The sequence below is a fragment of the Pseudomonas sp. LTR0 genome, from assembly GCF_036630035.1.
Taxonomy (GTDB): domain Bacteria; phylum Pseudomonadota; class Gammaproteobacteria; order Pseudomonadales; family Pseudomonadaceae; genus Aquipseudomonas; species Aquipseudomonas putida_Y.
In genome coordinates this window covers 1,861,743-1,882,836 of sequence record NZ_CP123734.1, presented here as the reverse complement: position 1 = coordinate 1,882,836, position 21,094 = coordinate 1,861,743, and the positions used below count along the sequence as shown (strand labels likewise).

21 protein-coding genes are annotated in these 21,094 nt (G+C 62.7%); 12 read left to right on the top strand and 9 right to left on the bottom strand.

Translation table 11 applies throughout. The features are described 5' to 3' along the window. Positions 1-18 precede the first annotated feature (18 nt). The 8 genes from nuoG to nuoN are packed head-to-tail and all read left to right on the top strand — an operon-like array spanning position 19 to position 10,020. Complete coding sequence (gene nuoG, locus QCL51_RS08585) at positions 19-2,733, top strand: NADH-quinone oxidoreductase subunit NuoG (RefSeq protein ID WP_338444746.1); 2,715 nt, start codon at positions 19-21, stop codon at positions 2,731-2,733. Then, positions 2,730-3,737, top strand: a complete 1,008-nt coding sequence (nuoH, locus tag QCL51_RS08580) for an NADH-quinone oxidoreductase subunit NuoH (RefSeq protein WP_003251440.1) — start codon at positions 2,730-2,732, stop codon at positions 3,735-3,737. The genes nuoG and nuoH overlap by 4 nt, the downstream gene beginning before the upstream one ends. An 11-nt stretch (positions 3,738-3,748) precedes the next feature. Further along, entirely contained in the window at positions 3,749-4,297 is a 549-nt protein-coding gene (nuoI, locus tag QCL51_RS08575; protein ID WP_003251442.1) for an NADH-quinone oxidoreductase subunit NuoI, read from the top strand. Between the two features lie 10 nt (positions 4,298-4,307). Then, on the top strand, positions 4,308-4,808 hold the full coding sequence (gene nuoJ / locus QCL51_RS08570) for an NADH-quinone oxidoreductase subunit J (protein WP_021783223.1): 501 nt from the start codon (positions 4,308-4,310) through the stop codon (positions 4,806-4,808). A gap of 3 nt (positions 4,809-4,811) precedes the next feature. Beyond that, positions 4,812-5,120 (top strand): NADH-quinone oxidoreductase subunit NuoK, encoded by a 309-nt coding sequence (gene nuoK, locus QCL51_RS08565; protein WP_003251446.1) that lies wholly within the window; start codon positions 4,812-4,814, stop codon positions 5,118-5,120. Next, positions 5,117-6,970: an NADH-quinone oxidoreductase subunit L gene (nuoL, locus tag QCL51_RS08560; protein WP_176682212.1), complete on the top strand. Its 1,854-nt coding sequence runs from the start codon at positions 5,117-5,119 to the stop codon at positions 6,968-6,970. The genes nuoK and nuoL overlap by 4 nt, the downstream gene beginning before the upstream one ends. Positions 6,971-7,010: 40 nt before the next feature. Beyond that, entirely contained in the window at positions 7,011-8,543 is a 1,533-nt protein-coding gene (gene nuoM, locus QCL51_RS08555; protein ID WP_021783224.1) for an NADH-quinone oxidoreductase subunit M, read from the top strand. Between the two features lie 7 nt (positions 8,544-8,550). Further along, on the top strand, positions 8,551-10,020 hold the full coding sequence (gene nuoN / locus QCL51_RS08550; RefSeq protein ID WP_279934798.1) for an NADH-quinone oxidoreductase subunit NuoN: 1,470 nt from the start codon (positions 8,551-8,553) through the stop codon (positions 10,018-10,020). 90 nt (positions 10,021-10,110) lie between these two features. Here the strand turns inward: nuoN and QCL51_RS08545 are convergent, their stop codons facing one another. Beyond that, on the bottom strand, positions 10,111-10,374 hold the full coding sequence (locus QCL51_RS08545) for an ogr/Delta-like zinc finger family protein (protein ID WP_010954906.1): 264 nt from the start codon (positions 10,372-10,374) through the stop codon (positions 10,111-10,113). Positions 10,375-10,553: 179 nt separating this feature from the next. Between QCL51_RS08545 and QCL51_RS08540 the strand changes: the two genes are divergently transcribed. Next, positions 10,554-10,934: a helix-turn-helix domain-containing protein gene (locus QCL51_RS08540; RefSeq protein WP_021783227.1), complete on the top strand. Its 381-nt coding sequence runs from the start codon at positions 10,554-10,556 to the stop codon at positions 10,932-10,934. On the opposite strand, the gene QCL51_RS08535 is transcribed toward QCL51_RS08540, so the two are convergent. The 3 genes from QCL51_RS08535 to QCL51_RS08525 are packed head-to-tail and all read right to left on the bottom strand — an operon-like array spanning position 10,931 to position 11,893. Next, complete coding sequence (locus QCL51_RS08535) at positions 10,931-11,293, bottom strand: hypothetical protein (RefSeq protein ID WP_021783228.1); 363 nt, start codon at positions 11,291-11,293, stop codon at positions 10,931-10,933. The genes QCL51_RS08540 and QCL51_RS08535 overlap by 4 nt on opposite strands. Further along, positions 11,286-11,633 (bottom strand): head completion/stabilization protein, encoded by a 348-nt coding sequence (locus QCL51_RS08530; protein ID WP_021783229.1) that lies wholly within the window; start codon positions 11,631-11,633, stop codon positions 11,286-11,288. Before QCL51_RS08530 ends, QCL51_RS08535 begins: the two co-directional genes overlap by 8 nt. An 11-nt stretch (positions 11,634-11,644) precedes the next feature. Continuing rightward, the gene (locus tag QCL51_RS08525) at positions 11,645-11,893 is read right to left on the bottom strand and encodes a helix-turn-helix domain-containing protein (protein WP_103469853.1); all 249 of its coding nucleotides are present in this window, start codon (positions 11,891-11,893) and stop codon (positions 11,645-11,647) included. A gap of 220 nt (positions 11,894-12,113) precedes the next feature. On the opposite strand from QCL51_RS08525, the gene QCL51_RS08520 reads away from it, so the two are divergent. Beyond that, positions 12,114-14,177 carry a TonB-dependent receptor gene (locus QCL51_RS08520; protein WP_279934793.1) on the top strand — a complete coding sequence of 688 codons (2,064 nt, stop codon included), beginning with the start codon at positions 12,114-12,116 and terminating at the stop codon, positions 14,175-14,177. Between the two features lie 104 nt (positions 14,178-14,281). On the opposite strand, the gene chrR is transcribed toward QCL51_RS08520, so the two are convergent. Continuing rightward, positions 14,282-14,842: a class I chromate reductase ChrR gene (gene chrR / locus QCL51_RS08515; protein ID WP_274119092.1), complete on the bottom strand. Its 561-nt coding sequence runs from the start codon at positions 14,840-14,842 to the stop codon at positions 14,282-14,284. A gap of 155 nt (positions 14,843-14,997) precedes the next feature. Here chrR and QCL51_RS08510 point away from each other — a divergent pair, with 155 nt between their 5' ends. After that, positions 14,998-15,216 (top strand): hypothetical protein, encoded by a 219-nt coding sequence (locus tag QCL51_RS08510; RefSeq protein ID WP_003251457.1) that lies wholly within the window; start codon positions 14,998-15,000, stop codon positions 15,214-15,216. On the opposite strand, the gene QCL51_RS08505 is transcribed toward QCL51_RS08510, so the two are convergent. From QCL51_RS08505 to QCL51_RS08490, 4 genes are all read right to left on the bottom strand, one after another. Next, complete coding sequence (locus QCL51_RS08505; protein ID WP_031322297.1) at positions 15,200-17,449, bottom strand: Orn/Lys/Arg decarboxylase N-terminal domain-containing protein; 2,250 nt, start codon at positions 17,447-17,449, stop codon at positions 15,200-15,202. The two genes, QCL51_RS08510 and QCL51_RS08505, sit on opposite strands and share 17 nt — an antisense overlap. Before the next feature lie 646 nt (positions 17,450-18,095). After that, a complete protein-coding gene (gene dnaQ, locus QCL51_RS08500; RefSeq protein WP_274102970.1) occupies positions 18,096-18,854 on the bottom strand; it encodes a DNA polymerase III subunit epsilon in 759 nt (252 codons plus the stop codon). Between the two features lie 50 nt (positions 18,855-18,904). Beyond that, positions 18,905-19,351 (bottom strand): ribonuclease HI, encoded by a 447-nt coding sequence (rnhA, locus tag QCL51_RS08495; protein ID WP_003251460.1) that lies wholly within the window; start codon positions 19,349-19,351, stop codon positions 18,905-18,907. Between the two features lie 15 nt (positions 19,352-19,366). Beyond that, positions 19,367-20,140, bottom strand: a complete 774-nt coding sequence (locus QCL51_RS08490; RefSeq protein ID WP_021783275.1) for a methyltransferase domain-containing protein — start codon at positions 20,138-20,140, stop codon at positions 19,367-19,369. A gap of 85 nt (positions 20,141-20,225) precedes the next feature. Between QCL51_RS08490 and gloB the strand changes: the two genes are divergently transcribed. Then, positions 20,226-21,005: a hydroxyacylglutathione hydrolase gene (gloB, locus tag QCL51_RS08485; RefSeq protein WP_084852343.1), complete on the top strand. Its 780-nt coding sequence runs from the start codon at positions 20,226-20,228 to the stop codon at positions 21,003-21,005. The last annotated feature ends 89 nt before the right edge of the window (positions 21,006-21,094 follow it).

The following is a 21,094-nucleotide window of genomic DNA, read 5'->3' as shown; positions in this document are numbered from 1 at the left end:
AACGAAGAACTTTGAACAATGGCCACTATCCACGTAGACGGCAAAGCGCTCGAAGTCAACGGTGCAGACAACCTGTTACAGGCATGTCTGTCGCTCGGCCTCGACATCCCTTATTTCTGCTGGCACCCGGCGCTTGGTAGCGTTGGTGCCTGCCGGCAGTGCGCAGTCAAGCAGTACACCGACGAGAACGACACCCGTGGTCGTATCGTCATGTCCTGCATGACCCCTGCTTCCGACGGCACCTGGATCTCCATCGACGATGAAGAGTCGAAGGCGTTCCGCGCCAGCGTCGTCGAATGGCTGATGACCAACCACCCGCACGACTGCCCGGTGTGCGAGGAAGGCGGTCACTGCCACCTGCAGGACATGACGGTAATGACCGGCCACAACGAGCGCCGCTACCGCTTCACCAAGCGTACCCACCAGAACCAGGACCTCGGCCCGTTCATCGCCCATGAGATGAACCGCTGCATCGCCTGCTACCGCTGCGTGCGCTACTACAAGGACTACGCCGGTGGTACCGACCTGGGCGTCTACGGCGCCCACGACAACGTGTACTTCGGCCGCGTCGAAGACGGCGTGCTGGAAAGCGAGTTCTCCGGCAACCTGACCGAGGTCTGCCCGACCGGCGTATTCACCGACAAGACCCACTCCGAGCGCTACAACCGCAAGTGGGACATGCAGTTCGCCCCAAGCATCTGCCATGGCTGCTCCAGTGGCTGCAACATCAGCCCGGGTGAGCGCTACGGCGAACTGCGCCGTATCGAAAACCGCTTCAACGGTTCGGTCAACCAGTACTTCCTGTGCGACCGCGGCCGCTTCGGCTACGGCTACGTCAACCGCAAGGACCGCCCGCGCCAGCCACAACTGGCCGACGGCACCAAGCTGGGCCTGGACGCCGCCCTGGACAAGGCCGCCGACCTGCTGCGCGGCCGTACCATCGTCGGTATCGGCTCGCCACGCGCCAGCCTCGAAAGCAACTACGGCCTGCGTGAGCTGGTCGGCGCCGAGTACTTCTACTCGGGCATGGAAGCTGGCGAACTGGCCCGCGTACGCCTGGCACTGAACGTGCTGAACAACAGTCCGCTGCCAGTACCGACCCTGCGCGACATCGAAGACCACGACGCCGTGTTCGTGCTCGGTGAAGACCTGACCCAGACCGCTGCCCGCGTTGCCCTGGCCGTACGCCAGGCCACCAAAGGCAAGGCCGAGGCCATGGCCGAAGCGATGAAAGTGCAGCCTTGGCTCGACGCTGCTGTGAAGAACATTGGCCAGCACGCGCTGTACCCACTGTTCATCGCGTCCCTGGCTGAAACCAAGCTGGACGACGTCGCCGAAGAATGCGTACACGCTGCGCCGGCCGACCTGGCCCGCATCGGTTTCGCCGTGGCCCACGCCATCGACCCGAGCGCCCCTGCCGTCGCCGGCCTGGACGACGAAGCCAAGGCCCTGGCCCAGCGCATCGCCGACGCCCTGGTCGCCGCCAAGCGCCCACTGGTCGTTGCCGGTACGTCGCTGGCCGACCCAGCTCTGATCGAAGCCGCCGCTAACATCGCCAAGGCCCTGAAGCTGCGCGAGAAAAACGGCTCGCTGAGCCTGGTGGTACCTGAGGCCAACAGCCTTGGCCTGGCCATGCTCGGTGGCGAGTCGGTCGATGCCGCGCTGGACGCGGTCATCAGCGGCAAGGCCGATGCCATCGTGGTGCTGGAAAACGACCTGTACACCCGCGTACCGGCCGCCAAGGTCGATGCAGCCCTGGCTGCGGCCAAGGTGGTGATCGTTGCCGACCACTCCAAAACTGCCACCGTCGACCGCGCCCACCTGGTGCTGCCGGCCGCCTCGTTCGCCGAGGGTGACGGTACCCTGGTCAGCCAGGAAGGCCGTGCCCAGCGCTTCTTCCAGGTGTTCGACCCGCAGTACCTGGACAGCAGCATCCAGATCCACGAAGGCTGGCGCTGGATGCACGCCCTGCGTGCCACCCTGCTGAACAAGCCGGTCGACTGGACCCAGCTGGACCACGTCACCAGCGCCTGCGCCGAAGCCGCTCCGCAACTGGCCGGCATCGTCAACGCCGCGCCAAGCGCTGCGTTCCGCATCAAGGGCATGAAGCTGGCCCGTGAGCCGCTGCGCTACTCCGGCCGCACTGCGATGCGCGCCAACATCAGCGTGCACGAGCCACGCACCCCGCAAGACAAGGACACCGCGTTCGCCTTCTCCATGGAAGGCTACTCGGGTTCGGCCGAACCGCGCCAGCAGGTGCCGTTCGCCTGGTCGCCGGGCTGGAACTCGCCGCAAGCCTGGAACAAGTTCCAGGACGAGGTCGGTGGCCACCTGCGTGCCGGTGACCCGGGCGTGCGCCTGATCGAATCGCAAGGCGACCGCCTGAACTGGTTCAACGCTATTCCGGGTGCCTTCAACCCGGCCCGTGGCACCTGGACTGCCGTGCCGTTCTTCCACCTGTTCGGCAGCGAAGAAAGCTCCTCGCGCGCCGCTCCGGTTCAAGAACGCATCCCGGCTGCCTACGTGGCCCTGGCCAAGTCCGAAGCCGACCGCCTGGGCGTCAACGAGGGTGCCCTGCTGAGCCTGAACGTCGCCGGTGTGGCCCTGCGCCTGCCGCTGCGTATCAATGAAGAGCTGGGCGCAGGCCTGGTCGCGTTGCCGAAAGGCCTGGCTGGCATTCCGCCTGCCATCTTCGGTGCATCCGTCGAAGGTCTGCAGGAGGCAGCACAATGAGCTGGTTCACCCCCGAAGTGATCGATGTGATCCTCACCGTGCTGCGGGCCATCGTGGTCCTGCTGGCGGTGGTGGTCTGCGGCGCGCTGCTCAGCTTCGTCGAGCGGCGCCTGCTGGGCTGGTGGCAGGACCGTTACGGTCCGAACCGCGTTGGCCCGTTCGGCATGTTCCAGATCGCTGCCGACATGCTGAAGATGTTCTTCAAGGAAGACTGGAACCCGCCCTTCGTCGACCGCGTGATCTTCACCCTGGCACCGGTAGTGGCCATGAGCGCCCTGCTGATCGCCTTCGTGGTCATCCCGATCACCCCGACCTGGGGCGTTGCCGACCTGAACATCGGCCTGCTGTTCTTCTTCGCCATGGCCGGCCTGTCGGTCTACGCGGTGCTGTTCGCCGGCTGGTCGTCGAACAACAAGTACGCCTTGCTGGGCAGCTTGCGTGCTTCGGCACAGACCGTGTCGTACGAAGTGTTCCTGGGCCTGGCGCTGATGGGCGTGGTGGTGCAGGTGGGCTCGTTCAACATGCGCGACATCGTTGAGTACCAGGCGCAGAACCTGTGGTTCATCATTCCGCAGTTCTTCGGCTTCTGCACCTTCTTCATCGCTGGCGTCGCCGTGACTCACCGTCACCCGTTCGACCAGCCGGAAGCAGAACAGGAACTGGCCGACGGCTACCACATCGAGTATGCCGGCATGAAGTGGGGCATGTTCTTCGTCGGTGAGTACATCGGCATCATCCTCATCTCGGCGCTGCTGGTAACCCTGTTCTTCGGTGGCTGGCACGGCCCGTTCGGCATCCTGCCGCAACTGTCGTTCCTGTGGTTCGCCCTGAAGACCGCGTTCTTCATCATGCTGTTCATCCTGCTGCGCGCCTCGATCCCGCGCCCACGCTATGACCAGGTGATGGACTTCAGCTGGAAGTTCTGCCTGCCGCTGACCCTGATCAATTTGCTGGTGACCGCTGCGATCGTGCTCTACAACACGCCAGCCGTCGCGGCCCAGTGAGGATTTGACCCATGTTCAAGTATATCGGCGACATCGTTAAGGGCACCGGCACCCAGCTGCGCAGCCTGGCAATGGTGTTCTCCCACGGGTTTCGTAAGCGCGACACCCTGCAGTACCCCGAAGAACCCGTGTACCTGCCGCCGCGTTACCGCGGCCGCATCGTCCTCACCCGCGACCCCGATGGCGAGGAGCGCTGCGTAGCGTGCAACCTCTGCGCGGTGGCCTGCCCGGTCGGCTGCATTTCGCTGCAGAAGGCCGAGACAGAGGACGGCCGCTGGTACCCGGAGTTCTTCCGCATCAACTTCTCGCGTTGCATTTTCTGCGGCCTGTGTGAAGAAGCGTGCCCGACCACCGCGATCCAGCTGACTCCGGATTTCGAAATGGCCGAGTTCAAGCGTCAGGACCTGGTGTACGAGAAAGAAGATCTGCTGATCTCCGGCCCCGGCAAGAACCCTGACTACAACTTCTACCGTGTTGCGGGTATGGCAATCGCTGGCAAGCCGAAGGGCTCTGCACAGAACGAAGCCGAGCCGATCAACGTGAAGAGCTTGCTCCCATAAGGACAGAAAGATGGAATTCGCTTTCTACTTCGCATCCGGGATCGCCGTGGTCTCCACCCTTCGGGTGGTAACTGGCACCAACCCCGTGCACGCCTTGCTTTACCTGATCATTTCGCTGATTTCCGTGGCCATGATCTTCTTCGCCCTGGGTGCGCCGTTTGCCGGCGCCCTGGAAGTGATCGCATACGCCGGCGCCATCATGGTGCTGTTCGTGTTCGTGGTGATGATGCTCAACCTCGGGCCGGCTTCGGTCGCCCAGGAACGGGGCTGGCTCAAGCCCGGTATCTGGGCCGGGCCGGTAATCCTCGGCACCCTGCTGCTGGCGGAGCTGCTGTACGTGCTGTTCGTCACCCCGAGTGGCGCCGGCATCAGCGGTACCACCGTGGGCCCGAAAGCCGTGGGCATCAGCCTGTTCGGCCCTTACCTGCTGGTGGTCGAACTGGCGTCGATGCTGCTGCTGGCTGCAGCCGTCACCGCCTTCCACCTGGGCCGCAACGAGGCGAAGGAGTAAATCATGGGTGCTATCCCTCTCGAGCATGGTCTGGCGGTCGCCGGCATCCTGTTCTGCTTAGGTCTGGTTGGCCTGATGGTCCGCCGCAACATCCTCTTCGTGCTCATGAGCCTGGAAGTCATGATGAACGCCTCTGCCCTGGCGTTCGTCGTCGCCGGTGCCCGTTGGGTCCAGCCCGACGGCCAGGTGATGTTCATTCTGGTGATCAGCCTGGCAGCCGCCGAGGCCAGCATTGGCCTGGCCATCCTGCTGCAGCTGTATCGCCGCTTCCACACTCTCGACATCGATGCTGCCAGTGAGATGCGCGGATGAACCTTCTCTTCCTGACTTTCGTCTTTCCCCTCATCGGCTTCCTGCTGCTGTCGTTCTCGCGCGGACGGTTCTCGGAGAACCTGTCCGCCCTGATCGGCGTCGGCTCGGTAGGCCTGTCGGCCGCCACGGCCGCTTACGTCATCTGGCAGTTCAACGTCGCCCCGCCTGAGGGCGGCGCGTACAGCCAGCTGCTGTGGCAGTGGATGTCGGTGGATGGCTTCGCGCCGAACTTCACCCTGTACCTGGACGGCCTGTCGGTCACCATGCTCGGCGTAGTGACCGGTGTCGGTTTCCTGATCCACCTGTTCGCGTCCTGGTACATGCGTGGCGAAGCCGGCTACTCGCGCTTCTTCTCGTACACCAACCTGTTCATCGCCAGCATGCTGTTCCTGATCCTCGGCGATAACCTGCTGTTCATCTACTTCGGCTGGGAAGGCGTGGGCCTGTGCTCGTACCTGTTGATCGGTTTCTACTACAGCAACCGCAACAACGGTAACGCGGCACTCAAGGCATTCATCGTCACCCGTATCGGCGACGTGTTCATGGCCATCGGCCTGTTCATCCTGTTCGCCCAGCTGGGCACCCTGAACGTGCAGGAACTGCTGGTGCTGGCACCGCAGAAGTTCCAGGCTGGCGACACCTGGATGGTCCTGGCAACACTGATGCTGCTGGGTGGCGCGGTGGGTAAATCGGCCCAGCTGCCACTGCAGACCTGGCTGGCCGACGCGATGGCGGGCCCAACCCCGGTTTCGGCACTGATCCACGCCGCTACCATGGTAACCGCGGGCGTGTACCTGATCGCCCGTACCAACGGCCTGTTCCTGCTGGCGCCAGACATCCTGCACCTGGTAGGTGTGGTCGGTGGCGTGACCCTGGTACTGGCCGGCTTCGCCGCGCTGGTACAGACCGACATCAAGCGTATCCTCGCCTACTCGACCATGAGCCAGATCGGCTACATGTTCCTGGCCCTGGGCGTGGGTGCCTGGGACGCGGCAATCTTCCACCTGATGACCCACGCCTTCTTCAAGGCCCTGCTGTTCCTTGCCTCCGGTGCGGTGATCGTTGCCTGCCACCACGAGCAGAACATCTTCAAGATGGGCGGCCTGTGGAAGAAACTGCCGCTGGCCTACGCCAGCTTCGTGGTCGGTGGCGCGGCACTGGCGGCCCTGCCGATCGTGACCGTGGGCTTCTACTCCAAGGACGAGATCCTCTGGGAAGCCTTCGCCAGCGGCAACACCGGCCTGCTGTATGCCGGCCTGGTTGGCGCGTTCATGACCTCGCTGTACACCTTCCGCCTGATCTTCATCGCCTTCCACGGCGAAGCCAAGACCGAAGCCCACGCGGGCCACGGCATCAGCCACTGGCTGCCGCTGGGCGTGCTGATCGTGCTGTCGACCTTCGTTGGCGCCTGGATCACCCCACCGCTGGCGGGTGTGCTGCCGGAAAGCGCCGGCCATGCCGGTGGCGAAGCCAAGCACGCGCTGGAGATCACCTCGGGTGCCATCGCCATCGCCGGTATCCTGCTGGCCGCCCTGCTGTTCCTGGGCAAGCGCCACTTCGTCAGCGCCGTAGCCAACAGTGGCATCGGTCGCGTCCTGTCGGCCTGGTGGTTCGCTGCCTGGGGCTTCGACTGGATCTACGACAAGCTTTTCGTCAAACCGTACCTGCTGATCAGCCACATCCTGCGCAAGGACCCGGTTGACCGCACCATCGGCCTGATTCCTCGGATGGCGCGTGGCGGCCACGTTGCCATGAGCAAGACCGAGACCGGCCAACTGCGCTGGTACACCGCCTCTATCGCCGTGGGTGCCGTGCTGGTGCTCGGTGCTGTGGTAGTGGCTGCGGTATGACTATGAATCTTGCGACTTTGCCAAAGGAAACCAACCCGTCATGATTTTGCCTTGGCTGATCCTGATCCCCTTCATCGGCGGCTTCCTGTGCTGGCTGGGTGAGCGCTTCGGCGCCACCCTGCCGCGCTGGATCGCGCTGCTGACCATGTCCCTGCTGCTTGGCATCGGCCTGTGGCTGTGGGGTACCGGCGACTACACCCTTGCGCCCGCCCCGGGCGCCGAACCGGCCTGGGCCCTGGAATACAAAGTCCAGTGGATCCAGCGCTTCGGCATCAGCATCCACCTGGCCCTTGACGGCCTGTCGCTGCTGATGATCCTGCTCACCGGCCTGCTCGGTGTGCTGTCGGTACTGTGTTCCTGGAAAGAGATCCAGCGCCACGTCGGCTTCTTCCACCTCAACCTGATGTGGATCCTCGGCGGCGTGGTCGGTGTGTTCCTGGCCCTGGACCTGTTCCTGTTCTTCTTCTTCTGGGAAATGATGCTGGTGCCGATGTACTTCCTCATCGCGCTCTGGGGTCACAGCTCGGCAGACGGCAAGAAGACCCGGATCTACGCGGCTACCAAGTTCTTCATCTTCACCCAGGCCAGCGGCCTGATCATGCTGGTAGCGATCCTGGGCCTGGTGCTGGTCAACTACAACACCACTGGCGTGCTCACCTTCAACTACAGCGACCTGCTCAAGGCCGAGCTGCCACCCGGTATCGAGTACCTGCTGATGCTGGGCTTCTTCATCGCCTTCGCGGTGAAGCTGCCGGTGGTGCCGTTCCACTCCTGGCTGCCTGACGCTCACGCCCAGGCACCGACCGCAGGTTCGGTGGACCTGGCGGGTATCTTGCTGAAGACTGCAGCCTACGGCCTGCTGCGCTTCGCCCTGCCGCTGTTCCCGAACGCCTCGGCCGAGTTCGCGCCGATCGCCATGACCCTGGGCCTGATCGGTATCTTCTACGGTGCCTTCCTGGCCTTCGCACAAACCGACATCAAGCGCCTGATCGCCTTCTCCAGCGTCTCGCACATGGGCTTCGTGCTGATCGGTATCTACTCCGGCAGCCAGCAGGCCCTGCAAGGTGCAGTGATCCAGATGCTGGCCCACGGCCTGTCGGCTGCGGCGCTGTTCATCCTGTCCGGTCAGCTGTACGAGCGCCTGCACACCCGTGACATGCGTCAGATGGGTGGCCTGTGGCACCGCATCGCTTACCTGCCGGCCATCAGCCTGTTCTTCGCAGCGGCATCGCTGGGCCTGCCAGGCACCGGCAACTTCGTCGGCGAGTTCCTGATCCTGATCGGCAGCTTCGTGCACGTACCATGGATCACCGTGATTGCCACCACCGGCCTGGTGTTCGGTTCGGTGTACTCGCTGATCATGATCCACCGCGCCTACTTTGGCCCGGCCAAGGCCGACACCGTGCTGGCCGGCATGGACGGTCGCGAACTGATCATGGTTCTGGGTCTGGCGGTATTGCTGATCCTGCTGGGCGTGTATCCGCAGCCGTTCCTCGACACCTCTGCCGCCACCATGAGTGGTGTGCAGCAGTGGCTCGGATCCGCTTTCACTCAACTCGCTTCGGCCCGGTAAGAGCGCTATGGAATTCACCACTCAACACTTCATCGCATTGGCGCCGATGCTGATCACCACCATCACCACGGTGGTGGTGATGCTGGCGATCGCCTGGAAGCGCAACCACTCGCAGACCTTCCTGCTGTCCACCGTGGGGCTGAACCTGGCCCTGCTGTCGATCTTGCCGGCGCTGAAGGTCGCGCCGCTGGCGGTCACCTCGCTGATCACCATCGACAAGTTCGCCTGCCTGTACATGGCGATCATCCTCATAGCGACACTGGCCTGCGTCACCCTCGCCCACGCCTACCTCGGCGAAGGCTCCAAGGGTTTCCCGGGCAACCGTGAAGAACTGTACCTGTTGCTGCTGATGTCGGCCCTCGGTGGCCTGGTGCTGGTCAGCGCCAACCACCTGGCGGGCCTGTTCATCGGCCTGGAGCTGCTGTCGGTACCGGTTTACGGCTTGGTGGCGTATGCCTTCTTCAACAAGCGATCGCTGGAAGCCGGTATCAAGTACATGGTGCTGTCGGCCGCAGGCTCGGCTTTCCTGCTGTTCGGCATGGCCCTGCTGTACGCCGACGCCGGCAGCCTGAGCTTCGACCAGATCGGCATGGCCCTGGCTACCACCAGCATGCCAAGCCTGGTGGCCCAGCTGGGCCTGGGCATGATGCTGGTCGGCCTGGCCTTCAAGCTGTCGCTGGTACCGTTCCATCTGTGGACCCCGGACGTGTACGAAGGCGCTCCGGCGCCGGTCGCCGCGTTCCTGGCAACCGCCAGCAAGGTCGCAGTATTCGCCGTTGTCGTACGCCTGTTCATGCTCTCCCCTGCTGCCAGCAGCGGCGTGCTCAGCACTGTACTGGCGGTGATTGCCGTAGCCTCGATCCTGATTGGTAACCTGCTGGCGCTGACCCAGAGCAACCTCAAGCGTCTGCTGGGTTACTCGTCCATCGCCCACTTCGGTTATCTGGTCATCGCGTTGGTCGCCAGCAAGGGCCTGGCCCTGGAAGCCATGGGCGTGTACCTGGTCACCTACGTGATCACCAGCCTGGGCGCCTTCGGCGTCATCACCCTGATGTCCTCGCCATACGGCGGCCGCGACGCCGATGCACTGTACGAGTACCGTGGCCTGTTCTGGCGCCGCCCGTACCTGACCGCGGTACTGACCGTGATGATGCTGTCGCTGGCGGGTATCCCGCTGACCGCCGGCTTCATCGGCAAGTTCTACATCATCGCTACCGGCGTCGAATCGCACCTGTGGTGGTTGGTCGGTGCGCTGGTGATCGGTAGCGCCATCGGCGTGTACTACTACCTGCGCGTCATGGTTACCCTGTACCTGGTCGAGCCGAACCTGCGCCGTCACGACGCCCCGCTGAAGTGGGAACAACGCACCGGCGGCGTCATGCTGCTGGCTATCGCCATTCTCGCTTTCGTACTTGGCGTGTACCCGCAACCCCTGCTGGACCTGGTTCAGCAAGCGGGCCTGCAACTGATCGGTTGATCACCCCGGCAGCCCCAATAACAGAAAACACCCCGCCTAGGCGGGGTGTTTTTTTATCTGCACCTTTTGTTACCTGTTCCCAATGGTGCCTCACTCACTCGGGCTGCCTTGGCCTGCACCCGGCAAAGCGGCCTTGCGCAAATCACCATTGGCCGAAGGCAGGTACACTTCCGGGTTGGGCATGCCGCTGGGAGAAAGTTCATGGGTCATTTCGAATTCAGCGCGTACTGACCATCCACACGCCTCGGTGGTGCATTGCAAATAAGCGATTCGCAGGAAAATATGGCGCCCTTCGCTAGTACGTATACGCATCCGGCTGTGGCAATGCGGGCAAACCAGCTTGTAAGTACTCACGGCAAGTACCTGCTAGCATTGCTCAGGCTAGCCTGTGTGTCAGTATTGGCTGCAACTGTGGGTGTATTCTTCAATTTGGTGGTTCTCACTGCAGAAGTGCTCCTTAAAACGCAGGGCTGTATTCATAACGAGTAGTTTAAGCCCATGGAATATCATTAAACCAGTCATGGATATTTGTTATGAGTACTCACGGACTTGCTGCGGTGCTCACGCGCCTTAAGCTTCTCACTGATGCACAAACTGATGCCGAGTTGTCACGTGCACTGTCGGTCAGCCCGCAAACGCTGAGCAGCTGGAAGGTTCGCGAAAGCATTCCTTACTCACTTTGCATAGACATTGCCAAAAAGTATGCATGCTCACTGGACTGGCTATTGCTGGGCCAAGCCGAGCACAACGCCGCCGCCCCAAGTGATGCGGGCTGGGAGTGCGATATGCTCGAACGGCTACGCACGCTCTCGCCCTGCGATCGTCAGGCCATCCTGCTGCTCATCAAGGACAAGCAGCGCATCCAGCAGTTGGAACAGCAACTGAGTGAGCTCGGCGGCGCAGCCAGTGGCTAACCTCGACGGCGCCAGCGCTGGATAAGTTCGCGTGGGTCGAGTGTATCCAGCCAGACCATGACCTTGAGGCTGATGGGGATCACCACCACAGCGGCCACGAATGCCGCCATGCCCCGGCTCAGCAAAGGCACCAATGACGAAACCAGTGGCTCGAACAAATGGCCCACGCCCACGGTCACGAATAGCAGCAGCAGTTTCTTGGCCAGTGTCAGGCGCCTGGCCTCACTCGTGATCAATCGATCGCGTGCCGCGCTCACCAACAATGCTCCCAGTAGCGCGGCGAACAGCACATCGCCATCCACACCCAGGAACGCCACCAATGCTGGGGCCAGGCTGTCGAAAACAGATACCTCAGGCATGGGCCTGCCCTCCGCGCGGAACAGGCAGGCAGGTGGTTGAACCCAGGCTATACATGACCGCCGCTTCGACAAAACGGATGTAGCACACCCGCAAGGCACGCCCATGATCATGCCCGGCTACATCATCGAGGCGCTTGTAACCCCGCTCTCGCAGTACTGACCGCCAGCGGGCGAATTCGCGTGCTGCCTCGATAGCAGCGCAGCGCGCGGCCACTTCCAAAGCAGCTTCACTGACAGACCGCGGCAGTTGCAGGTGCTCCCGCAACCTGCACAAATCCACCCGCGGCCAGAACGGGTCATGGCAATCGGCAAAGCGCGGTAGCCGAGGATCGTTGCTCATGCGCTACCCCCTTACTGCTCGGCCAGCATGCCGTAGCGAATGGCCTTGATCACAGCGGCCACCCGGGTAGGCACTTCAAATTTGCGCAGGATGTTGGACACGTGAAAATTCACCGTCGACTCCTTGCATTCAAGGATCTGGCCGATCTCCCAAGAGCTCTTGCCATAAGCACACCACAACAGCACTTGCTGTTCACGTGGCGTTAGACGAACCGGGGCGTCCGCCAAGGGTTGCTGCAAGTGTCGAGCGTTGTCAGTCATGTTTGAACTCCACGGGTGATTGAGCGGGGCATCACTGCCTACCTGCAGTCACCTTACGAAGCGCAGGCCACCCGCCTCCACCGCCGGGGTTTGTAAAGAACTTTCATACAAGACCGCGTGACGAAGGATGCGCACGATTTGCCGACTTTCTGCGTGCTCCAAGCCGCATTTCGCTCGTCTCAACGCCGTTGTCCATTCGCCTTTCGCCTGGAGTCGTACAATGCGTTCCGATTTACCCCTCTCATCCCGCCTCGCTCTGCTGGCGGCCCTGACTGCCACCCAGCCCGCGCTGGGGGCATCCGCGGTCGAATTGGGCCGGGTGCTGATCACCGATGAGGAGCAGAACGAGCTGACGGCTGCCGGCGAGCGCCTGCGTGAAGTACCGGGAGCCAGCAACCTGGTAGACATGCAGCGCGTGGGGCAAGGTCGCGTGGCCAGCAACCAGGACGTGCTGGCCTACCAACCTGGGGTGTTCGCCCAATCGGCAGGCAACGATGGCATCAAGTTGTCGATACGCGGCTCGGGCATCAACCGTGCACCGGGGGCGCACGGTTCTGGCGTATACACGATGTTCGACGGCCTGCCGCTGACCGGCCCGGGCGGCACGCCTTACGAGTTGTTCGAACCGCTGTGGCTGAGCCGTGCCGAAGTGCTGCGTGGCGCCAATGGCTTTGACCAAGGCTCCCTGGCCTTGGGCGGTGCCATCAACTACGTCACCCACACCGGCTACAACGCGCCTGCACTGCAAGTACGCTACGAGGTCGGTAGCCGCGGCTACCAGCATCGGCACATCAGTTCGGGCCAGGTGCTGGGCGATCTCGACTATTACGTGGCCCTGACCGATTCGGAATACGACGGCTACCAGGCGCACAGCAGTGGCAGCGCCAAGGGCATTGCCGCCAATGTCGGTTACCGCTTCAACCCCAACCTGGAAACCCGCTTCTACCTGCGCTACCGGGAAACTGAAAACGAACTGCCCGGGCGCCTCACCAAAGACCAGATCAAGCACCACCCGCGCGCGGCCAACCCCTCTTATCTGGCCCGCGACGACAGCCGCCCGCAGCCAGGCAGCACCTGGGTGGGCAACAAGACCACCTTCTACCTCGACGACGAGGCGCGCCTGGAAGCCGGCCTGGTCTATCACGACTACCCGATGGACCTGCGCGAAGGCCCCATGCGCCTGAAGGTCGCCTATACCGATGTCAGCGGTACGCTGAACTATTTCCGCCGCGACACACTGTTCGGGCGCGAGAGCAAGACCACCGTCGGTTGGCGTACCACCAAGCACCTGCCCAACAGCGGCGCTTCGCAATTTACTCGCAATGGCGATGTGTTCGGCGAGCGCACCCGCGACTTCACCTACCAGGGCTCGGACACCGTGCTGCATGTTGGCAACGATCTGGAACTGGTCCCCAACCTGTGGCTGAGCACCGGCCTGGCCATGATCTACACACGCCGCGAAAGTGACGTGACCTACCCCGCTGAAGGCGGCAAGGTGAGCATGCATGACTGGGACTATGCACCCCGCCTGGGGCTGCGCTACGACATCCGCCCGGACTTGCAGGTGTACGGCAACCTGAGCCGCTCGGTAGAGCCGCCCCATCCCTGGGCCCTGATCTGGAGTGCGCCCACAGCGAACCAACCGATCGAAATGCAAAACCAGACCGCCACCACACTGGAATTGGGCACACGCGGCGAATCGGCATTGGGGCATTGGGACCTAGCGTGGTACTACTCGCAGGTTCGCCATGAATTGCTGGCGGTGGAAATCGTGCAAGGCGCCCCGGCCAAGGAATTCAACGCCAGCGCTACCGTGCACCAAGGCGTGGAAGCCGGCCTCGACAGCACCCTGTGGGAGCGCGCGGGCACTGGCAAGCTGAGCGTGCGCCAGGCCTACACCTTCAGCGACTTCCACTACCGTGATGACGACAGGTTTGGCGACAACCGTCTGCCCGGTATCCCCATGCACTACTACCAGGCCGAGCTGCGCTATGACTGGCCGAGCGGCTTCTATGCCGGGGTCAACACGCAAATGGCCTCGAAGGTGCAAGTGGACTACGCCAACAGCTACCACGCGGATGAATATGCCTTGCTCGGCGCGCGCGTTGGCTGGGACTCACCGAAACAGGACTGGCAGACCTGGCTGGATCTGCGCAACCTGACCAACCAGCGCTATGCAGCGACCGTGACGCCGGCCTACAACGACGCAGGCAAGGACAATGCCCGTTCGACACCGGGCGAAGGGTTTGGCGTATACGCCGGGGTTGCCTACAGCTTCCGCTGACGGGTAGGAGCGGGTTTACCCGCGAATGCGTCGGCAAATTCAATGACGCATTCGCGGGTAAAACCGCTCCTACGGGGGGGGCGCTGCACAGCATGATTCGGGGTTCAGACCGCCCTGTTCAACTTCACCCATGAAGCAAACTTGTCGACAAACGCCTGCAAGAACGGTCGCGTCTTGTCGTTGAGCTTGCCCGAATCCTCGAACAGGCTCGCCGCGCCGCCAATGTAAGCCTCGGGCATCTGCATGCAGGGCATGTCGAGAAACACCAGCGACTGGCGCACCGCATGGTTGGCGCCAAAGCCCCCAATAGCCCCCGGCGACACACTCACCACCGCCGTCGGCTTGCCGCTCCAGGCACTTTGCCCGTAAGGACGCGAGCCCACATCGATGGCATTTTTCAGGCAGCCCGGCACCGAGCGGTTGTATTCCGGGGTGACGAACAGCACCGCATCACTGCGGCGGATCTCATCGCGAAAACGCTTCCAGGTCTGCGGTGGCGCCTCGGCTTCGATATCTTCGTTGTACAGCGGCAAGTCGCCAATCTCGACAATTCTCAGGGCAAGGCTGGACGGCGCCAGCTCCGAAAGTGCGCGGGCGACCTTGCGGTTGTAGGACTCCTTGCGCAAGCTACCGACGACAACTGCTACCGAATACACCTGGCTCATGGCAATTCCAACCTTTGCGGGGTAAAGAGACGTTGTAGTTATAGATGACCGTTCTCCGGCGCCTAAGTTTTTTTCCGCAGGGCGAAAACTTCCGAGGCTGTTTCACGGTCTATGCCTTCATACATTTCCTACGTAATTCAGAGGTTTCCACCCAAATGGCAGCAGTAATGGTCGGCCAATTCCACGCCCGTGACGCCGAAGGCCGCATCTACCCCGTGCACGAGTTTCAGGAGTCCACCCTGCAACTCGACGGCAGCACGCTGGGCGCCCCCATCACCACCTATCGCCTGGCCATCGGCGACAAGGTCAACCACCTGGGTGATAACCGTTTCGAACTGGCACGCTCCGGCGTCGAGATCACGCGCATTCCGTGATGCAATCCACGGTGTAGCGGCCCCCTTCGTGCTGCAGGCCGTGCACATCGGCGACAAACCCGGGAAAGCCTTGGTTGAATGCTCGGGCGAATGCCAGGTAGTCAAGGATCGAGCGGGTCGCCTCGGTGAACCGCTCACCCGGCATGATCAGCGGGATGCCAGGCGGGTACGGCACCAGCATTACCGCTGCCACACGCCCCAGCAGTGCCTCGATCGGCACCGCCTCTACCTCCCCACGCACCATTTTGTCATAGGCCTGGGCCGGGCTTACCGCCACTTCCGGCAAATGGGTGAACAGCCGCTTCAGCTGTTTGGCCGTGGCATTGGCGCGATAGCAGTCATGTAACTGGTCGCACAGGTCGCGCAGGCCCATGCCCTGGTAGCGTAAGGCGTCGGCAGCCCCCACGCTCGGCAGGCAACTGCTGAGCGGGGTGTTGCCGTCATAGTGGCGCTTGAACTCCAGCAGCTCGGTGAGCAGGGTGCTCCACTTGCCCTTGGTGATGCCCATGGAAAACAGTACCAGGAAACTGTACAGGCCCGTTTTTTCCACCACCAGCCCGCGTTCCCAGAGAAACTTGCTGACTACCGCCGCCGGGATGCCGCGCGCGCCCAGCACACCGTCTGCGCTCAGCCCCGGCATTACCAAGGTCACTTTCAACGGGTCGAGCAGCACATAATCGGCCGCCACTTCAGCAAACCCATGCCATTGCGCGCCCGGCTGCAGCAACCAGTCCTGCGCAGCCAGACGGGGGATGCCCTCGGCGCTAGGCGGCTGCCAGATGCTGAACCACCAGTCCTCTGCGGCAATGTGCTCACGCAGGTTGGCCAGGGCACGACGAAAACTCAACGCTTCGTCGAACATCTCCTGCAGCAGCGAGCGTCCGGCCGGCCCTTCCATCATGGTCGAAGCCACATCCAGCGAGGCGAGAATGCTGTATTGCGGCGAGGTAGAGATGTGCATCATGAACGCTTCGTTGAAACGGTCCCGGTCCAGCTGCCGCCTGGCGCCGTCCTGCACATGAATCATTGAGGCCTGGCTGAACGCCGCCAGCAGCTTGTGGGTGGAATGGGTGCTGAACACCAGCGGGCTGTCTGCCGCGCACGCGGTGCCCATGGCGTAGCGCCCGGTGAAGAAGTCGTGGAATGCGGCATAGGCAAACCAGGCCTCGTCGAAGTGCAGCACCTCGACACTGGTACCCAGGGCCTGCTTGATCAGCCCGGCGTGGTAACACAGCCCGTCGTAGGTGGAGTTGGTCACGACCGCCAGCTTGATGCGCTGCCCACGATCACGGGCAAGGGGGTTGGCCTGGATCTTCGCAGCGATCGCCTCGGGGCTGAACTCGCTGAGCGGGATCGGCCCGATGATGCCCAGTTCGTTGCGCTCCGGGCACAGGTACAGCGGGATGGCCCCCGTCATGATGATCGCGTGCACTACCGACTTGTGACAATTGCGATCCACCAGTACCAGGTCGTCACGGCCGACCATGGCGTGCCAGACAATCTTGTTGGCCGTGGAGGTGCCATTGATGACGAAGAAGGTATGGTCGGCACCGAAGTTGCGCGCCGCCCTGGCCTCGGCTTCGGCCAGTGGGCCTGTGTGGTCGAGCAGCGAACCCAGCTCCGGTACGGAAACGGACAGGTCCGAGCGCAGGGTGTTTTCCCCGAAGAACTGGTGAAAGGCTTGGCCTACCGGGCTTTTATGATAGGCCACACCGCCACCATGGCCCGGGGTGTGCCAGGAATAGTTGGACTGCGCGGTGTGCTGCACCAGTGCCTTGAAGAACGGCGGTAGCAGGCCATCGAGGTAGGTGTGTGCAGCACGCGCCACCTGGCGGGCGAGAAACGGCACGGTGTCTTCGAACAGGTAAAGGATGCCACGCAACTGGTTGAGTTCGCTCATGGCTTCGGCGGGGGCATTTTCCAAGGTCACCTGCTCGCCCAGGGCAAAGATCGGCAGGTTGGGGGCGCGCAGACGGGCCAGGCGGATCAGCTCGGCCATGTTCTGCAACAAATGGGTGTTCTCGCCAACGCCCTCGGCAGCAATCAGCATGCAGGCCAGGCCGTGGTGGGTGGCGGCGACCAGGCGTGCTTCGGCGTGGTCAGCTGCGGCGAGAATGGCAAAGCCATCCTGGCGCAGTTCCTCGGCGATGCCCCGCACGCGCTCGCCGGCAACATTGTCGGCCTTGATGGCGCGGTGGACGATGAGGATCGGGAACTTGAGGTCCTTGTACATCAGGCGGCTACCTCCGAAGGACATGGCGTCCATTTCAGGGTAGTTGACGTGCCTGCCTTGAGTGTTGGGTGTTGCTGAGATCGAGCGCCGCCCGCGCGGCGCATCGCGAGCTGCGCTCGCTCCTACGTTTGTTTCGGGCCAATTATTCCTGGGGGATTTGCGCGCGAACGCCCTGGTGCATGGCTCGATATCGCGTCGTACGAGCAAGGCGGTCGCGCGCGCCTGTCACAGGCGTTACTGGCCAATTATTCCTGTGGGATATTCGCGCGAACGCCCTGGTGCATGGCTCGATATCGCGTCGTACGAGCAAGGCGGTCGCGCGCGCCTGCACAGGCGTTACTGGCCAATTATTCCTATGGGATATTCGCGCGAACGCCCTGGTGCATGGCTCGATATCGCGTCGTACGAGCAAGGCGGTCGCGCGCGCCTGTCACAGGCATTACTGGCCAATTATTCCTATGGGATATTCGCGCGAACGCCCTGGTGCATGGCTCGATATCGCGTCGTACGAGCAAGGCGGTCGCGCGCGCCTGTCACAGGCGTTACTGGCCCGAAACAAACGTAGGAGCGAGCGCAGCTCGCGATGCGCCGCGCGGGCGGCGCTCGATCTCAGCAACACCCCACAACCCACGGCAAGCCCAGCGCCTCAACCCGCAGGTATCTCGGTCAGGGCCTGCCACAGCGAAGGCCCACCTGCCGATTTGGCAACCGCTGCCAGACGCTCGGCATGCGCCTCCAGCTCCTCGGCGCTGGCCATGATCACCCGCCCCGGGGTACGCCCGACAATCCGGCGAATCTCGCTGCCGCCAACCCCCTGCCCGTCATCATCTGCATCTGCACCATGGCCAGCCAGCGACAAACTGGTCTGGCCACCGGTCATGGCCAGGTAAACGTCTGCCAGCAGTTCCGAGTCGAGCAGTGCGCCGTGCAGCTCACGGCCCGAGTTATCGATGTCGTAGCGTTTGCACAGCGCATCCAGGCTGTTGCGCTGCCCTGGGTGGCGCGAACGTGCCAGCAGCAGGGTATCCAGAATAGTGCAGTGCTGCGAAATGTCAGCGCGGTCCTGCTGGCCCAGCAAGGCGAATTCGTTGTTGATGAAGCCAACGTCGAACGCCGCGTTGTGGATGACCAGCGTGGCACCCTGGATGAAGTCGAAGAACTCTTCGGCAACATCGCCAAAGCGTGGCTTGCCAACCAGGAAGGCATCCGTGATGCCGTGAACGTTGATCGCGCCCTCGTCACTCTCGCGGTCGGGCTGCAGGTAGACGTGGAAGTGCCGCCCGGTCAGGCGCCGGCCGATGACCTCGACACAGCCGATCTCGATGATCCGGTGGCCTTCGCCAACCGGCATACCCGTGGTTTCGGTATCGAGAATGACGAACCGTTTATCTTGCTGCTGCTCCACGCGGGCGCTCCAACTTGCATCCGTTACAAAGGCCGCGATTGTACCCCAGCTCAACGCTGGGCGCGCACCTCATCGACCCCACGGTTGGCCAGCTGGTCGGCGCGTTCGTTGCCGGGGTGGCCGATATGGCCGCGCACCCACTTCCAGGTCACCTTGTGGCGGTTGACCTGCTCATCGAGCTGCTGCCACAGGTCGGCATTCTTCACCGGCTCTTTGGCCGCCGTCTTCCAGCCGCGCTTCTTCCAGTTGACCATCCACTCGTTGATGCCCTTCATCACGTACTGCGAGTCGGTGGTCAGTACCACCTCGCATTCACGCTTGAGCGACATCAGGCCCTGGATCGCGGCCATCAGCTCCATGCGGTTGTTGGTGGTCTCACGCTCGCCGCCCCATAGTTCCTTCTCGACGCCCTTGTAGATCATCAGCACGCCCCAGCCACCCGGGCCAGGGTTGCCCTTGCAGGCACCATCAGTAAACATCTCGACGCTATCGCTCATGTACCACTCTTGAATTCAGTGCTTGTCAGTTTCGGGGTTGGCTGCGGTGCGGTTGACTTTCGCCAGTGGCAGCGGCAGCAGCTTGCCCATTGGCTCGCGGCGTTCCGGCCGCAATGGCCGCAGGCCCACCACCATCTTGCGCGCCACCAGCAGGTACACCCCGCCACCGAAGCCCTGCCAGCCGCCGGCCAGTCGTTCCCAGCCTTCAAGGCGTTGCTGCCAGGCCGGTGAGGCAAGCGGCGGACGATAGCACCCGAAGCGGCGTTTCTCCAGCGCGAAGCCCAGCAGGTTGAGCCAGTCGCCCACCCGTGACGGCGAGATGCAGCGCGCCTTGCGCAGAGCATCGTGACTGAAGAAATGGCGCATGCCCCAGCTGCTCCACGGGTTGATCCCCACGATCAGCAGGTGCCCGCCCGGGCGCACGGCACTGGCGGCCTCGCGCAGCAGGCCATGGGGCGACAGACAGAAGTCCAGCCCATGCTGCAGCACCACCACATCGGCAGCGTGCTCGCTCAACGGCCAGGCCTGCTCTTCGCAGACAATCTCCACCCCCGGCAACGGCGCACCAAGGCGCACGTTACGCTGCACCTGGGGGGCTCTGGGCGGTGGCTCGGCGCAAGGCCCGTAATGTACGAGATAACCGCCAAAGAAGCGCCCGAGCTCTTCTTCCAGCAGTTTGTCCTCCTCCATGAGCATCAGTTGGCCGAGTGGGCCATTGAACCACTCACGGGCCAGGCTGATCAGCTCGACCCAGTCCGGGTCGGCCTGAGCAAAGGCTTGGTCGGTCATTGCGCTCTCCCTCGAAGGTTCTCCCACCGCGCCATCGCGGCTAAGATGCCCTCATGTGCCACGCTAGGCGAATCGGATCCGCACCATGATACAGATCGATGCTCTCCCCGCTTTCTCCGACAACTACATCTGGTTGTTACAGGATACTGCCAAACGCCGTTGTGCGGTGGTCGACCCGGGCGATGCCGGCCCGGTGGAACGCTGGCTGGCTGCCAACCCCGAGTGGGTGCTGAGCGACATCCTCGTCACCCACCACCACAATGACCACGTCGGCGGGGTGGAACGGCTCAGGCAATTGACCGGTGCACGGGTCTGTGGCCCGGCCAACGAGCGCATTCCCGGCCGCGACCTGGCACTGGACGAAGGCGACAGGGTCGACGTGCTGGGTGTGACATTCCAGGTACTGGCAGTACCCGGCCACACCCTGGGGCATATCGCCTTCTTCAGCGACCAGCCAGCAACGCCCGTCCTGTTCAGTGGCGACACCCTGTTCGCCGCCGGTTGCGGACGCATGTTCGAGGGTACACCCGAACAGATGCAGCCCGCCCTCGCCCGCCTGGCGGCCCTGCCAGCGCAGACAGAAGTGTACTGCGCCCACGAATACACCCTCAGCAACCTGCGCTTCGCCAAAGCTGTAGAGCCGAGCAATCCGCACGTTCAGCAACGGTTTGAGGACGTTACCCGTTTACGCGCCGAAAATCGCATCAGCCTGCCCTCAACGATTGGCCTGGAGCGCCTGACCAACCCCTTTCTGCGCACCTCTGAAACATTAGTTAAACAAAAAGCAGACGAATGGAAGGGACATTCAAACACCTCGCATGTCGCTGTTTTTGCTGCCTTGAGGTCTTGGAAGGACAGCTTCTGATAACCGCAAGATATATCGCAAGTGAGGGTCAAAGGTTGACCGGGGCCGGAGCGGTTTCTAGAATCGCCGAAATTTTTCGCCCGGATACC

What these genes read in the sequence shown, in the direction of transcription:
- QCL51_RS08535 (WP_021783228.1), bottom strand. Translation starts at nt 11,293, where the DNA reads ATGCCTGAGGTATCTGTTTTCGACAGCCTGGCCCCAGCATTGGTGGCG.
- nuoI (WP_003251442.1), top strand. Translation starts at nt 3,749, where the DNA reads ATGTTCAAGTATATCGGCGACATCGTTAAGGGCACCGGCACCCAGCTG.
- QCL51_RS08540 (WP_021783227.1), top strand. Translation starts at nt 10,554, where the DNA reads ATGAGTACTCACGGACTTGCTGCGGTGCTCACGCGCCTTAAGCTTCTC.
- QCL51_RS08530 (WP_021783229.1), bottom strand. Translation starts at nt 11,633, where the DNA reads ATGAGCAACGATCCTCGGCTACCGCGCTTTGCCGATTGCCATGACCCG.
- chrR (WP_274119092.1), bottom strand. Translation starts at nt 14,842, where the DNA reads ATGAGCCAGGTGTATTCGGTAGCAGTTGTCGTCGGTAGCTTGCGCAAG.
- QCL51_RS08510 (WP_003251457.1), top strand. Translation starts at nt 14,998, where the DNA reads ATGGCAGCAGTAATGGTCGGCCAATTCCACGCCCGTGACGCCGAAGGC.
- nuoG (WP_338444746.1), top strand. Translation starts at nt 19, where the DNA reads ATGGCCACTATCCACGTAGACGGCAAAGCGCTCGAAGTCAACGGTGCA.
- QCL51_RS08505 (WP_031322297.1), bottom strand. Translation starts at nt 17,449, where the DNA reads ATGTACAAGGACCTCAAGTTCCCGATCCTCATCGTCCACCGCGCCATC.
- nuoJ (WP_021783223.1), top strand. Translation starts at nt 4,308, where the DNA reads ATGGAATTCGCTTTCTACTTCGCATCCGGGATCGCCGTGGTCTCCACC.
- QCL51_RS08490 (WP_021783275.1), bottom strand. Translation starts at nt 20,140, where the DNA reads ATGACCGACCAAGCCTTTGCTCAGGCCGACCCGGACTGGGTCGAGCTG.
- nuoK (WP_003251446.1), top strand. Translation starts at nt 4,812, where the DNA reads ATGGGTGCTATCCCTCTCGAGCATGGTCTGGCGGTCGCCGGCATCCTG.
- gloB (WP_084852343.1), top strand. Translation starts at nt 20,226, where the DNA reads ATGATACAGATCGATGCTCTCCCCGCTTTCTCCGACAACTACATCTGG.
- nuoL (WP_176682212.1), top strand. Translation starts at nt 5,117, where the DNA reads ATGAACCTTCTCTTCCTGACTTTCGTCTTTCCCCTCATCGGCTTCCTG.
- nuoH (WP_003251440.1), top strand. Translation starts at nt 2,730, where the DNA reads ATGAGCTGGTTCACCCCCGAAGTGATCGATGTGATCCTCACCGTGCTG.
- QCL51_RS08520 (WP_279934793.1), top strand. Translation starts at nt 12,114, where the DNA reads ATGCGTTCCGATTTACCCCTCTCATCCCGCCTCGCTCTGCTGGCGGCC.
- nuoN (WP_279934798.1), top strand. Translation starts at nt 8,551, where the DNA reads ATGGAATTCACCACTCAACACTTCATCGCATTGGCGCCGATGCTGATC.
- rnhA (WP_003251460.1), bottom strand. Translation starts at nt 19,351, where the DNA reads ATGAGCGATAGCGTCGAGATGTTTACTGATGGTGCCTGCAAGGGCAAC.
- nuoM (WP_021783224.1), top strand. Translation starts at nt 7,011, where the DNA reads ATGATTTTGCCTTGGCTGATCCTGATCCCCTTCATCGGCGGCTTCCTG.
- QCL51_RS08525 (WP_103469853.1), bottom strand. Translation starts at nt 11,893, where the DNA reads ATGACTGACAACGCTCGACACTTGCAGCAACCCTTGGCGGACGCCCCG.